The 13,257-nt window shown below is 70.5% G+C and carries 11 protein-coding genes and 4 pseudogenes; 10 read left to right on the top strand and 5 right to left on the bottom strand.

Annotated elements, in window-relative coordinates:
• The first annotated feature begins 85 nt into the window (after positions 1-85).
• A complete protein-coding gene (locus tag ACFJGX_RS06485) occupies positions 86-583 on the top strand; it encodes an NUDIX hydrolase (RefSeq protein ID WP_291113652.1) in 498 nt (165 codons plus the stop codon).
• A gap of 77 nt (positions 584-660) precedes the next feature.
• Positions 661-2,028, top strand: a complete 1,368-nt coding sequence (locus tag ACFJGX_RS06480; RefSeq protein WP_382322247.1) for a DUF3422 family protein — start codon at positions 661-663, stop codon at positions 2,026-2,028.
• On the opposite strand, the gene mnmA is transcribed toward ACFJGX_RS06480, so the two are convergent.
• The gene (mnmA, locus tag ACFJGX_RS06475) at positions 2,025-3,176 is read right to left on the bottom strand and encodes a tRNA 2-thiouridine(34) synthase MnmA (protein WP_382322248.1); all 1,152 of its coding nucleotides are present in this window, start codon (positions 3,174-3,176) and stop codon (positions 2,025-2,027) included. The genes ACFJGX_RS06480 and mnmA overlap by 4 nt on opposite strands.
• A gap of 79 nt (positions 3,177-3,255) precedes the next feature.
• Between mnmA and ACFJGX_RS06470 the strand changes: the two genes are divergently transcribed.
• From ACFJGX_RS06470 to ACFJGX_RS06455, 4 genes and pseudogenes are all read left to right on the top strand, one after another.
• Complete coding sequence (locus ACFJGX_RS06470) at positions 3,256-4,671, top strand: ethanolamine ammonia-lyase subunit EutB (protein WP_382322249.1); 1,416 nt, start codon at positions 3,256-3,258, stop codon at positions 4,669-4,671.
• A pseudogene (gene eutC, locus ACFJGX_RS06465) lies at positions 4,668-5,458 on the top strand (ethanolamine ammonia-lyase subunit EutC). Before ACFJGX_RS06470 ends, eutC begins: the two are co-directional and overlap by 4 nt.
• Before the next feature lie 32 nt (positions 5,459-5,490).
• Positions 5,491-5,895, top strand: a complete 405-nt coding sequence (gene arfB / locus ACFJGX_RS06460; protein ID WP_382153132.1) for an alternative ribosome rescue aminoacyl-tRNA hydrolase ArfB — start codon at positions 5,491-5,493, stop codon at positions 5,893-5,895.
• Between the two features lie 172 nt (positions 5,896-6,067).
• A complete protein-coding gene (locus ACFJGX_RS06455) occupies positions 6,068-6,811 on the top strand; it encodes a hemerythrin domain-containing protein (protein WP_382328046.1) in 744 nt (247 codons plus the stop codon).
• Here ACFJGX_RS06455 and ACFJGX_RS06450 read toward each other — a convergent pair.
• From ACFJGX_RS06450 to ACFJGX_RS06440, 3 genes and pseudogenes are all read right to left on the bottom strand, one after another.
• Positions 6,808-7,602, bottom strand: a complete 795-nt coding sequence (locus tag ACFJGX_RS06450) for a GAF domain-containing protein (RefSeq protein ID WP_382322251.1) — start codon at positions 7,600-7,602, stop codon at positions 6,808-6,810. The two genes, ACFJGX_RS06455 and ACFJGX_RS06450, sit on opposite strands and share 4 nt — an antisense overlap.
• Before the next feature lie 406 nt (positions 7,603-8,008).
• Positions 8,009-8,119 (bottom strand): annotated as a pseudogene (locus ACFJGX_RS06445) (hypothetical protein); the annotation flags it as partial.
• Between the two features lie 53 nt (positions 8,120-8,172).
• Positions 8,173-8,670: a hypothetical protein gene (locus tag ACFJGX_RS06440; protein ID WP_382322252.1), complete on the bottom strand. Its 498-nt coding sequence runs from the start codon at positions 8,668-8,670 to the stop codon at positions 8,173-8,175.
• A gap of 108 nt (positions 8,671-8,778) precedes the next feature.
• Here ACFJGX_RS06440 and ACFJGX_RS06435 point away from each other — a divergent pair, with 108 nt between their 5' ends.
• Both ACFJGX_RS06435 and ACFJGX_RS06430 read left to right on the top strand, forming a co-directional pair.
• The gene (locus tag ACFJGX_RS06435) at positions 8,779-9,381 is read left to right on the top strand and encodes a TetR/AcrR family transcriptional regulator (protein ID WP_382322253.1); all 603 of its coding nucleotides are present in this window, start codon (positions 8,779-8,781) and stop codon (positions 9,379-9,381) included.
• A gap of 56 nt (positions 9,382-9,437) precedes the next feature.
• Positions 9,438-10,323: pseudogene (locus ACFJGX_RS06430) on the top strand (alpha/beta hydrolase).
• An 18-nt stretch (positions 10,324-10,341) separates the two neighbouring features.
• Here the strand turns inward: ACFJGX_RS06430 and ACFJGX_RS06425 are convergent.
• Positions 10,342-10,710: a MarR family winged helix-turn-helix transcriptional regulator gene (locus tag ACFJGX_RS06425; protein ID WP_382328044.1), complete on the bottom strand. Its 369-nt coding sequence runs from the start codon at positions 10,708-10,710 to the stop codon at positions 10,342-10,344.
• A 232-nt stretch (positions 10,711-10,942) separates the two neighbouring features.
• Here ACFJGX_RS06425 and ACFJGX_RS06420 point away from each other — a divergent pair, with 232 nt between their 5' ends.
• Positions 10,943-12,145, top strand: coding sequence for a 3-hydroxybenzoate 6-monooxygenase (locus ACFJGX_RS06420; protein ID WP_382322256.1), 1,203 nt, complete (start codon positions 10,943-10,945; stop codon positions 12,143-12,145).
• Between the two features lie 14 nt (positions 12,146-12,159).
• A pseudogene (locus tag ACFJGX_RS06415) lies at positions 12,160-13,219 on the top strand (cupin domain-containing protein).
• Positions 13,220-13,257 lie beyond the last annotated feature (38 nt).

The raw sequence follows: 13,257 nt of genomic DNA, 5'->3' as shown, positions 1-13,257 counted from the left end.
AGTTGAATGTGAAAGTCGGGCGAGCTTACCCGAAAGCGCCCGATTCGGCCCATGCCTGCGCGCCGCAAAGCCCATAATGCGCGCCATGAACACCCGATGGAAACCCAGCGTCACCGTGGCCGCCGTCATCGAACGCGACGGGCGCTTCCTGCTGGTCGAGGAGCACACGGCCGACGGCCTGCGCCTGAACAACCCGGCCGGCCACCTCGATCCGGGCGAAGGCCCGCTCGAAGGCGTGGTGCGCGAAACGCTGGAAGAGACCACCCACGCGTTCACGCCCACGGCCCTGGTGGGCGTGTACCTCTCGCGCTTCCAGCGCCCGGGCCGCGCGGGCCAGCCGGACGAGGACATCACCTACCTGCGCTTCGCCTACAGCGGGGAACTGGGCGAGGCGCTGCCCGGCCGCGCGCTGGACGCCGGCATCGTGCGCACCCTGTGGATGACACCCGAGGAAATCCGCGCCAACGCCGCGCGCCTGCGCAGCCCGCTGGTGCTGCGCTGCATGGAAGACCACCTGTCGGGGCAGCGCTATCCCTTGTCGCTGGTGTTCACCGACCCCTCGGTCGCCCCCTCGGTTCGCTAGGGCCTGTCACCCCTCACGGGGCAGCGGGGGCCACGTCGCTTCGCATACAGTGAACGTCCATCGCCGATGCCCCGCCCATGAACGAATCCCCCGAAACGTCCGCTCCGACCGCCCTGCCCCAGGGCCTGCTGCCCGCCGACGACGCGCTGCGCGCCGAGTTGCACAACGAGGTGCACGCGCGGCCTTCCGCGCGCATCCGGCTGCCCGCGCTGGTGGTGTTCGTCGCCGTGCTCAACGAGGGCGTGAGCCGCGAGCAGGAACGTGAGCACCTGCGCCGGCTGCCGGGCCAGCAGGGCCTCTCGCCCGAGCAGATGCAAGGCAACTTCCTGCGGCTGCGCTTTGGAGAGCACACGCTGAAGTGGGAGCGCCACACCGAGTTCACGCGCTACTCCCTCGTGCAGGCCCTGCCCGCCGAAGCCGGGCTGGGCGCCAGCGATCCCGACCTGCTGGAGGCCCTGGTGACGCCACCGGGCTGGCTGCGCGACATTCCCGGCCGGACCATCGCGGCGATCCAGCTCGTGATGCTGCACGCCGAGCTGCCGGAGCAGACGCCGTCGGCACAGGCCAGCCTCATGGGGCCGGCCCAGCGCTGGTTCGGCCACCGCACCGTGGTGGCCTCCCAGCTGGGCGGCGGCCACTCGTGGGCGGTGACCGACTTCCACCTGCAGCCCTCGGGCTTCGAACGCGTGCTGGTGATCGCGCCGCCCCACGTCAGCGAAACCCGGGCCGGGCGCATCTCGCAGCGCCTGCTGGAGCTGGAGACCTACCGGCTGATGGCGCTGCGCGGCCTGCCCGTCGCCAAGGCCCTGGGGCCCACGCTGACGCAGGCCGAAGCGCAGCTCGCCAGCATCACCGCGCAGCTGGAAAACAAGTCGGCCTCGGAACAGGATCTGCTCGATCAGCTGGTATCGCTCGCCGCGCGTGTGGAGCGCGCCACGGCCGAGAACACCTACCGCTTTGCCGCGACGCGCGCCTACGACGCCCTGGTCACACAGCGCATCGCCGAACTGCGCGAGCGGCCCATCCCGGGCACGCAGACCATAGGCGAGTTCATGCAGCGGCGCCTGTCACCGGCCATGGCCACGGTGGCCGCGAGCGCGCAGCGGCTCACGTCCCTCTCCGAGCGCGTCTCGCGCACCAGCGCCTTGCTGCGCACCCGGGTGGACATCGTGACCGAGGCGCAGAACCAGCAGCTGCTGGAGAAACTCACGCGCGGCCAGGAAATGCAGCTGCACCTGCAGACCACGGTGGAAGGCCTGTCGATCGCGGCGATCTCGTACTACGTGATCAGCCTGCTGCTCTACCTCGCCAAGGGCGCCAAGGCGGCGGGGCTGCCGATCCAGCCGGAAATGGCGGCGGGCGCCCTGATTCCCCTGGTGCTGTGGGCCGTGTGGCGCACCACGCGGCGGATTCACGCCCGGCTCGGGGCGTCGCACAAGGCCTAAGCCGTCACGGGCCGGGCATTCACCGGCGATGCCTGGAAAGACGCGGCGTCGGTCGTGATCACGCCACCACCCAGGCAGACCTCGCCGTCGTACAGCACCGCGCTCTGGCCCGGGGTCACGGCCCATTGCGGGTCGGTGAAGCCCAGCGCAAAGCCCTGATCGCCCTCGGCCTCGAAACGGCAGGGCGCATCGGCCTGGCGGTAGCGCGTCTTGGCGGCCAGGGTGGCGGCCTCGGGCGCATGGCCGGCCACCCAGCTCGCGTCCTGCGCGCGCAGGCGAGGCGTGAGCAGCCAGGGGTGGTCGTGGCCCTGCACCACCCACAGCGTGTTCTTCTCGACGTCCTTGCGCGCCACGAACCACGGCGCATGCTCGTTGCCGCCCTTCTGCGCGCCCTTCTCGCGCACACCGCCGATGCCCAGGCCCTGGCGCTGGCCCAGGGTGTAGAAGCTCAGGCCCACGTGCTGGCCGAGCACGCGGCCCTTGGCGTCCTTGATCGGGCCGGGCTCCTTGGCGATGTAGCGGTTGAGGAAGTCGCGGAACGGCCGTTCGCCGATGAAGCAGATGCCGGTGCTGTCCTTCTTCTTCGCGTTGGGCAGGTTGATCTCGGCCGCGATGCGGCGCACCTCGGTCTTGGGCAGCTCGCCCACCGGGAACAGCGTCTTGGCCAGCTGCGCCTGGTTCAGCCGGTGCAGGAAGTAGCTCTGGTCCTTGAGCGGGTCCTTGCCCTTGAGCAGCTCGAACGCCCCGGCGCGCTCACGCACCCGGGCGTAGTGGCCGGTCGCGATCTTCTCGGCACCCAAGCGCATGGCGTGGTCCAGGAAGGCCTTGAACTTGATCTCGGCGTTGCACAGGATGTCGGGATTGGGCGTGCGCCCGGCCTGGTACTCGCGCAGGAACTCGGCGAACACGCGGTCCTTGTACTCGGCGGCGAAGTTCACGTGTTCGATGTCGATGCCGAGCACGTCGGCCACGCTGGCGGCGTCCAGGAAGTCCTGCCGCGTCGAGCAGTATTCGCTGTCGTCGTCGTCTTCCCAGTTCTTCATGAAGATGCCGATGACCTCGTGCCCCTGCTGTTTGAGCAGGTACGCGCTCACCGCGGAGTCCACGCCCCCGCTCAATCCGACCACCACGCGCTGTTTGCTTGCCATGGGGCGATTATCCCAGCGTGGCCATCCACCCACGGGTTCCGGGGTGACTGGAGCCGCGCTTGGCCGTACAGTGGGGCGCATGGGTTTTCACCACAGCGTCGGCACACAGAGCCACCGGTTCGACGACCTGCGCACGCTGCTGGCGCGCGCCACGCCCCTGCGCTCGGGCGACCAGCTGGCCGGCGTGGCCGCGGCCAGCAGCCAGGAGCGCGTGGCCGCGCAGATGGCGCTGGCCGAACTCCCGCTCTCGCACTTCCTGCACGAGGCGGTTGTGCCGTACGAAGACGACGAGGTCACGCGGCTGATCGTGGACACGCACGACGCGGCGGCCTTCGCGCCGGTGGCGCACCTCACGATGGGCGATTTCCGCAACTGGCTGCTGGGTGATGCGGCCAGCTCCGAGGCGCTTGCCGCGCTGGCCCCCGGCCTCACGCCCGAGATGGTGGCCGCGGTGAGCAAGCTCTGCCGCGTGCAGGACCTGGCCCTGATCGCGCGGAAATGCCGGGTGGTGACGCGCTTTCGCGGCACCATCGGCCTGCCGGGGCGGCTCGCCACGCGCCTGCAACCCAACCACCCGACCGACGACCTCGCCGGCATCGCGGCCAGCCTGCTCGACGGCCTGCTGCACGGCAGCGGCGACGCGGTGATCGGCATCAACCCCGCGAGCGACAACCTGCCCCAGGTGATGCGCCTGTTGTCCATGCTCGACGAGCTCATCACCCGCTACGCCATGCCCACGCAGAGCTGCGTGCTCACCCACGTGACGAACACGCTGCAGGCGATCGAACGCGGCGCGCCGGTGGACCTGGTGTTCCAGTCCATCGCCGGCACCGAGGCCGCCAACCGCGGCTTCGGCATTCACCTCGCGCTGCTGGCCGAAGCGCGCGCCGCGGCGCTCTCGCTGCAACGCGGCGCGCTGTTCGACGACGGCCGGCGCGGCGAGCACGTGATGTATTTCGAGACCGGCCAGGGCAGCGCCCTCTCGGCCGGCGCGCACCACGGCTGCGACCAGCAGACCCTGGAGGCACGGGCCTACGCCGTGGCACGGCATTTCCAGCCCTTGCTGGTCAACACCGTGGTCGGCTTCATCGGCCCGGAGTACCTCTACAACGGCAAGCAGATCCTGCGCGCCGGGCTGGAGGACCATTTCTGCGGCAAGCTGCTGGGCCTGCCCATGGGCTGCGACGTGTGCTTCACCAACCACGCCGAGGCCGATGCCGACGACATGGACGCGCTGCTCACCCTGCTCTGCACGGCGGGCGTGCACTTCATCATGGGCGTGCCGGGCGCCGACGACATCATGCTCAACTACCAGAGCACCTCGTTCCACGACGCGCTGGCCATGCGGCAGCTGCTGGGCCTAAGGCCGGCGCCCGAGTTCGAGGCCTGGCTGCAGCGCATGGGCGTTACCGAAGCCGGCGACGTGCTGCGCCTGAACCCCACCCTGCCGGCCGCGTTCGCGCCGGCCATCGCCCGGCTGGGCCGCAGCGCATGAGCGCGCCGGTGATCCCCGCTACCTGGGCGCGTTTGCAAGGCTTCACCGACGCGCGCATCGCACTCGGCCGCGCGGGGCACAGCCAGCCCACCGCCGCGCACCTCGCCTTCCAGCTGGCGCACGCCCAGGCGCGCGATGCGGTGCACCTGGCCTTCGACCCCGGCGACCTGGCCGGCGCGCTGCAGGCGCTCGACCTCACCAGCCTGCACCTGCACAGCGCCGCGCCGGACCGCGCCGCCTACCTGCAGCGCCCCGACCTCGGGCGGCGGCTGGACGCCGCCTCGCGGGAGACCTTGCAGCGCTGGCACGCCGACCACGCCAAGATCGAAACACCCGACCTGGCCTTCGTGATCGCCGACGGCCTCTCGGCGCTGGCCGTGATGCGCCACGCCGCGCCCCTGATGGCCGCGCTCCTGCCCCGGCTGCGCGCCGACCCGACCCACCGCTGGACGGCGGCGCCCGTGGCCCTGGTCGAACAAGGCCGAGTGCGATCGGCGACGAGATCGGCGAAGCCCTGGGCGCGCGCACCGTGGTCGTGTTGATCGGTGAGCGCCCCGGCCTGAGTTCGCCCGACAGCCTGGGCGTCTACTTCACCTGGGCACCCCGGCCCGGCCGCCGCGACGCCGAGCGCAACTGCATCTCCAACGTGCGCGACGCCGGCCTGCCACCCGCGCGCGCCGCCGCGAAACTGCACGCGCTGCTCGCGCAGGCCCGCCAGCGCCAGCTCACCGGCATCGGGCTCAAGGACGAGACGGACGACGGCCCCGCGACCCTGCCGCCCGGCTGAGTGCGGCATGTGGCGCGTGGCACACTGCGCCGATGCCGATCACCATCGATCCCGCCGAGGTCGAGTTCACCGCCATCCGCGCCCAGGGCGCGGGCGGGCAGAACGTGAACAAGGTCTCCAACGCGGTGCACCTGCGCTTCGCGGTGCACGGCTCCTCCCTGCCCGAGGCGGTGAAGGAGCGCCTGCTCGCGCTGAGCGACCAGCGCATCACGACCGAAGGCGTGGTGGTCATCAAGGCGCAGACCAGCCGCAGCCTGGAGCAGAACAAGGCCGAGGCGCTGGAGCGGCTGCAGGCCCTGGTGGACAGCGTGGCCACGGTGCCCAAGGCACGCAAGGCCACGAAACCCAGCTTCGGCGCCAAGCAGCGGCGGCTGGAAGGCAAGGCGGCCCGCTCCGGCGTCAAACAATTGCGCGGTCGCGTGCGCGGTTTGGACTGATGGCGGCCCGTTTTTGACGGGTTAAGGTTTTTTTACGATTCCTTTAAGCGCTATTTAGCGGCACGGCGAGGCGCGGATTCCTAGACTGACTCTCCATGATTCGCCGCACATGGGGTGCGGTGGTCATCCCGAGACAAGGCCGGGCCATTCGCCTGCCAAAGGAATCCACACCATGCAATCCCACGCCCTCGAAATGGCGCACGTCGTCGCCACCGCCCGCACCGGCCTTGGCCGCTTCAACCTCTATGCCGGCATCCACAAGGCCTTGCGCGCCTTCATGGCCGACACCCTGCTCACGGTCGGCCGCACCGACCCCACCGACGGCGCGGAGTTGGCGCGCACCGTCGCGCAGGTGGTCGAGCTGATGGCGCTGTGCGCCAACCACGTGGCGCACGAGAACGGCTTCGTGCACCCGGCGCTGGAGGCGCGCTGCCCCGGCGTCTGCGACCGCGTGGCGCAGGAACACGATGGGCACCTGCACCACATCCAGCACCTGAGCGACGCCGCCCAGGCCCTGCCAGGCTGCGACGCGGACGAGCGCGAAGCCGGCCTGCACGCGCTGTACCTCGCGCTCGCCCTGTTCGTGGCCGACAACCTGCAGCACATGCACACCGAAGAGACCGCCCACAACGCCGCGCTCTGGGCCGCCTACACCGACGCCGAACTAGTGGACGTGCACAACGCCCTGGTGGCGACCATCCCGCCGGCCGAGATGATGCTCGTGATGCGCTGGATGCTGCCCAACCTGAACGCGCCCGAACGCCTGGGTGTGATGCAGGAGATGCGGGCGGGCGCACCGGCACCGGTGTTCGAAGGCATGCTCGACGCCACGCGCGGCATGCTCAACGCGCACAACGCGATGAAGCTCGCGCGCGGGCTCGGCCTGCCGCCCGTGCCCGGCTTGCGCACGGTCTAGGCCGCCACCTCTTCCAGCTCGACCGGGCGCAGCGCCTCGAAGCGGAAACACCCCCGCCCCGTCTTCTGGATGCGCAACTGCGGGCACTGCTCGGCCAGCCGGCGGTGCAGCAACAGCAGGCGGGCTTCCAGGTTGTCGGCCACATCGGGCAGGCGCAGCGAGGCATCGAGCCGCAGCTCGCGGTTGGTGAACTCGCTGCGGCCCTGGCGCTGGCCGTCCTGCAGCAGTTTCCACAGGATCGCCCCCGCCACACCCTTGATCAGGTAGCTGTTGTTGACGAACACGCTGTCGTTGCTGCGGTAGTGCCGCACGCGCAGCGCGGGACCGGCCGGCACCGGTGCCGCGGTGGCGGCGGCGCTCGGGGTCTCCTCTTCGGTGCAGGCCGCTTCAGACGCCTGCATCAGGTCGATCACGGCGCCGAGCTGCCCACCCAGCGCCACCAGCAGGTCCTCGTCTTCGTAGCTGAACCGCAGGTCCAACGGGCTTTCAACAAAGAGCACGCCGGTCACGCGGCCGGCCGACAACAGGGGCACGGCCAGCTGGCTGTGCGGCTCGGACAGGCCGGGGTACGGGATGTCGGTGCCGGCCGGGACGCTGCCGTCGCCGCTCACCAGGCTGTCGCGCATGGCCCGGCTGTAGAGGTAGGCGCTGGCCATGTGGCCGATGCGCACCGGCGTGCGCTCGCGCGCGGCCACGCCGATCACACCGTCGCCCAGGGCGATCTCCGACCCCACGCCCGAGGTGGCGTAACCCCGGCTGCGCAGCGGTGTAGAGGCGCTGAGAGGCCGCATCGAGGATCAGCAGCATCGCGTGCGGCATGGCCAGCTCGTTCTCCAACACGTCCAGCGTGGCTTCCAGCACCGCGCCCAGGCTGCGCGCGCTCGACAGGCGCGCACTGGCCCGGCGCAGCACCGCGAGCGCCGCCGGCGGGGGAGGCGGCAGCGGCAGCGGTTCGGCCAGCGGCTCCTGCGGCAGCCGCTCCACCTCGATCACCTCATGGATGTCCGAGCCACGCAGGCGGAACACCTCGGCCATGCCGGTGTGGGAGGCGATGCCGGCGAGCTGCGCCTTCATGCTCTCGAACACCGGCCCCTCCTCTTCGGTGCGCAGGTAGCGCAGGTGCAGGCGGTAGAACACCGCGTTGAGCGGGTTGAGCACCAGCAGCGTCGAGCGCGGGTGGGCCAGCAGGTTCTGGCGCGTCTTGTTGAAGAACTGGAACGACAGCGCGACGTGGCCCTCGTCCACGTAATAGACCTGCGAGATGTAGGCCACGTTGGGCGTGCCGTCGGCCGCCGTGGTCGCCACCATGGCGGGAATCACCCCTTCCAGACAAGGCCTCACCTCGGCCAGGTCCACCGCCGTCATGCGCGCCCCGCGATCGGCTGGCCGGCCTTGCTGCCCGGCGTCTGGTCGAAGGCTTGTTCGGGCTCGAACTCGATCGCCACCACGTCGTCGAGGCGGTGCGTGAGCATGGCCCGCGCGTAGGCGCGGTCGAAGCCGAGCAGGGCCAATTCATGCTCCATGCCGCGCAGGTAACGCTGCAGCACCGCCGCTTCGTCCTCGCGCGCCTCGCGCAGGCGGGCGGTGCGCGTCTTGAGCTGCACGGTCTTGTGGGTGCTGGGCTGGCTGAACACCGCGGCCAGGCGCCCGCTGCGGGCGATGTCGCGCAACAGTTGCGCGGACTGGCTGCGGCACAGGTACACCGTGATGAGGCGGCCTTGCGGCCCGACCTGGCTGCCCACGGCCCGCATGACGCTGGGCGTGAGGTCCGGCCCGCAGCTGCTGACGATGACGGAAACCCCGGCATCCATCATGGCCAGGTGTTCCAGCGTCAGCAGGGGGGAGCGGGGGGGTTCCAAGGGCGGCCACCAAGGGTGCACAGGACGCCGCGATCATAGCGACGGCGGCGGGCCGCGCCAAGCGGGTCAGGGCCTTGTTATTTCGCACGATCGTGCTAAAGTCGCGCCATGGACGCCCGGACCCAGAAGAGTGAAATGACGCGCGCCGCCATCGTGGGCGCGGCGCTGGACCTGGCCGCGTCCGACGGGCTGGAGGCCATCACCCTGCAGGCGGTGGCCGACCGCATCGGCATCTCCAAGAGCGGCGTGTTCTCGCGCGTGGGTTCGCGCGAGGCCTTGCAGAAGGCGGTGATCGAAGAGTTCGGCCGCCGCTTCATCGGCGACGTGTTCGTGCCCGCCATGCAGGCGCCCAAGGGGCTGCCGCGCCTGAGCGAGATCGTGCGGCGCTGGCTCATCCGCCTGCGCGACGTGGAGGCTCACACCGGCTGCCTCTACACCTCCGGCGCCTTTGAACTCGACGACCGCGAAGGCGAGCTGCGCGACCTGCTGCTGGGCGAGGTCACGCGCTGGCGGGCCGCGCTGCGGCGCACCGTGCTGCAGGCGATCGAACTCGACCACCTCCAACCCGACACCGACCCCGAACAACTGGTGGGCGAGATCTGCAGCCTGGCGATCGGGCTGGTCCACGACGTGCGCTTCCTGCGCGATCCGCGCGCCGCCGAACGCGCCCAGGCGACCTGGGCCCGCCTGGTCAAGACCTACGAACACTGACCGCTTCTCTTTTTTGCCTCAATTTCGCACGATTGTGCGATTTACCGGAGAACGCCATGAGCACCACCCCCTTGCAAACCGCTTCCACCTACTACCAGGCCAACCCGGGCACGCGCTGGCTGCGCTGGGCGCTGGGCCTGTCCGAAAAGCTCTGGCCGGCGCTGGCGGTGCGAGGCGCCTACCGCGTGTTCGGCACGCCACTGCCGCCCAAATGGCTGCACCGCCGCCAGCCCGCGCTGGCCGCCTGGCGGGCCACGCCCTGGCCCTTCGAGCAGGCCAGCATCACGCTGTACGAGCCGCCCGGCGCGCCCGGCCCCGTGGTGCTCCTGCTGCATGGCTGGGGCGGCCACGCCGCGCAGATGCTGCCCCTGGCGCAGGCCTTGATGAACCAGGGCCTGCGGCCCGTGCTGGTGGACCTGCCCGCGCACGGGCGCAGCCAAGGCAGCACCAGCAACCTGCCGCAGTTCGCGCGCGCCATCGAGTACCTCACCGCGCGCCTGCAGCAGCAGGGCCACGAGGTGCGTGCCGTGGCAGCGCATTCGCTCGCCGCCAACGCCCTGGCCTATGCGGCCGCGCGCGGCCTGCCCGTGGCCCGGCTCGCGCTGCTCGCGCCCCCGGCCTCGCCCCATGCGTACACCCGCCTGTTCGCGAAGGTCTTCGGCCTGAGCGAGGACACGCGGGAGCGCCTGCAGCAGCGGGTGGAGGCGCGCGAGGGCATCCTGATGCGCCAGTTCGAGCCGGCGGCGGTCGGCCCGCGCGTGGCCGTGGCGCACGCTGATCGTGCACGACCGGGAGGACCGCATCAACCGGTTTGCCGACGCCGAGGCCTACCGCGATGCGATCGCCGGCGCGCGCCTGATGGCGACCGACGGCCTGGGCCACACGCGGCTGTTGCGCGACGAGCAGGTGGTGAACGCCGTCGTGGCGCACCTGCGGGGCTGAGCCGCCCCGCCGCGCGGCTCACTTCATCGCTTCGCTGGGTGCGCGGCTGTGCGCGTTGTTGGTGTCCACCAGCAGGCGCAGCAGCTTCATGAACTCGCCGCGCTGGCGCTCGGACAACGGCGCCAGGATGTGCTCCTGCACCTGCAGCATGGCCGGCACGGCCTCGGCCAGCAGCGCGTTGCCCGCGTCGGTCAACACCAGCTGGCGCGAGCGCCGGTCTTCGGGTGAGGTGCGCCGCTCCAGCCAGCCGCGCGACTCCATGCGGTCGACCACGCCACCCGTGGTGGACGCGTCCAGCGCGATGGTGCGCGCCAGCGTGCGCTGGTCGATCCCGGGGTGGTTGCGCAGCGGTCTGCAGCGCCGCGTACTGGACCGGCGTGAGTTCAAGTTCGCCCAGCTCCCGAAGAAAGATGCCGACCGAAATCTGGTGCAGCCGCCGGATGTTGTGGCCGGGCTGATCGTCGATGTCGATGGCCGGAGGCTGGCAGCGCTTCATGAGAGGGGGGGCGGAAGAGAGTCGGGCAGTCGGAGGACGGGAGGGGCTTGCCGGAATCCTAGCATCGCCCATACAATAAGTACACTTATCGTCAGCATGCCTTGCATGTGAAGGAGACAACCCATGACTTCGCCCTCCCAGGAACTCCCCGTGCTGGTGGCCGGTGGTGGCATCGGCGGCCTGGCCGCCGCGCTCGCCCTGGTGCGCCAGGGTTTTCGCGTCAAGGTGCTGGAGCAGGCGCCCGAGATCGGCGAGATCGGCGCCGGCATGCAGCTGGGCCCCAACGCCTTTCACGCCTTCGACGCGCTCGGCGTGGGGGAGCAGGCGCGCAGCCGGGCGGTCTACACCGACTTCATGGTGATGCACGACGCGCTCGACGAGTACCAGGTCGGCAAGATCCCCACCGGCGAGGCTTTCCGCCAGCGCTTTGGCAACCCCTATGCGGTGATCCACCGCGCCGACGCCCACGGCTCGCTGCTTGAAGGCGTGCAGGCCAGCGGCCAGATTCAGTTCCTCACCTCCACGCGTGTGGAGCGCATCGAGCAGGACGCCGCGGGCGTGACGGTGCACGACCAGCACGGCACGGCCCACCGCGGCCTGGCGCTGATCGGGGCCGACGGCGTGAAGTCCGTGGTGCGACAGCAGTTCGTGGGCGACGAGGCCCGCGTGACCGGCCACGTGGTCTACCGCGCGGTGGTGGACAAGGCAGACTTCCCCGAAGACCTGCGCTGGAACGCGGCCAGCATCTGGGTCGGCCCGAACTGCCACCTGGTGCACTACCCGCTGCGCGGCGGCGAGCAGTACAACGTGGTCGTGACCTTCCACAGCCGCGAGGCCGAAGAATGGGGCGTGAAGGAAGGCAGCAAGGAAGAGGTGCAGAGCTACTTCCAGGGCATCTGCCCCAAGGCGCGCCAGCTGATCGACCTGCCCAAGAGCTGGAAGCGCTGGGCCACGGCCGACCGCGAACCGATCGGCCAATGGAGCTATGGCCGCGTCACGCTGCTGGGCGACGCCGCCCACCCGACCACGCAGTACATGGCGCAGGGCGCCTGCATGGCGATCGAGGACGCGGTGACGCTGGGCGAGGCCCTGCGCGTGAACCACAATGACTTCGAGAAGGCGTTCGACCTGTACCAGCGTTCGCGCGTGGCGCGCACCGCGCGCATCGTGCTGAGCTCGCGCGAGATGGGCCGCATCTACCACGCCAGCGGGGTGGAGCGCCTGGTGCGCAACGACCTCTGGCGCGGCCGTTCGCCGGAGCGCTTCTACGATGCGATGGAGTGGCTGTACGGCTGGAACGTCGAGAACTGTCTGGCCCCTCACTGAACCCAGGAGACCCCATGAACGACCTCGGACGACTCGAAGACCTGCCCGCCGACTACGTGGCCGAGCTGCGCGCGCTCAACCTGGTGCCGCTGTGGCCCAGCCTGCGTGGCGTGCTGCCGCCGAAGATGCCGTCGCGCCAGACGCAGGCCACGCACTGGGCCTATCAATCGATCAAGCCGCTGCTGCTCAAGGCCGGCGAACTCACGCCGATCGAGAAGGCCGAGCGCCGCGTGCTGGTGCTGGCGAACCCAGGCCACACGCTGGAGAAGATGCAGGCCAGCGCGGCCATGTACCTGGGCATGCAGCTGCTGATGCCGGGCGAATGGGCGCCCAGCCACCGCCACACGCCCAACGCGGTGCGCATGGTCGTGGAAGGCGAAGGCGCCTGGACCACGGTGGACGGCGAGAAGTGCCCGATGTCGCGCGGCGACCTGATCCTCACGCCCACGGGCCGCTGGCACGAGCACGGCCACGACGGCGACCAGCCCGTGATCTGGCTCGACGTGCTCGACCTGCCGCTGATGTATTACCTGGAGGTGAGCTACCACCTCAACGGCGGGCGCCAGGAAACCCTGCCGGGCCGCGGCGACCGGGCCTATGCGCGGCCGGGCGTGGTGCCCACGCCGGTGTTCGGCCGCAGCGGCAAGCGCTACCCCATGCTGCGTTATCCCTGGGTCGATGCCAAGGCCGCGCTGGAATCGATGGCGGCCGACCGGCCCGACCTCGACGCCGTGCAGGTGACCTACACCAACCCCGAGTCCGGCGAGGACGCCGAGAACGTGCTGGGCTTTCATGCCCTGATGCTGCGTCCGGGCCAGGCGCTCACGCTGCCCGCGCGCTCGCCCGCGGTGATCTACCACGTGATCGAAGGTGCGGCCCGCGTTGCGCACCGACGCGCAGGGCTTCGACCTGGTGGTGGCCGACACCTGCTGCATTCCCGGCTACACCGCCACCACGCTCACCAATGCCTCGGCCAGCGCCCCGGCTTTCCTGTTCATCGCCGACGAGTCGCCGCTGCACCGCAAGCTCGGCGTCTACGAAGTGCGCCCCGACAACCAACCCGCCATGCCCTGACCCGGCCTTGAAGACCCATGACCACCTACCTCTTCCCC

Source organism: Hydrogenophaga sp. UC242_50 (genome assembly GCF_042697355.1).
In the GTDB taxonomy this organism is placed as follows: Bacteria; Pseudomonadota; Gammaproteobacteria; order Burkholderiales; family Burkholderiaceae_C; genus Hydrogenophaga.
This window is presented reverse-complemented; position numbering and strand designations above follow the sequence as displayed.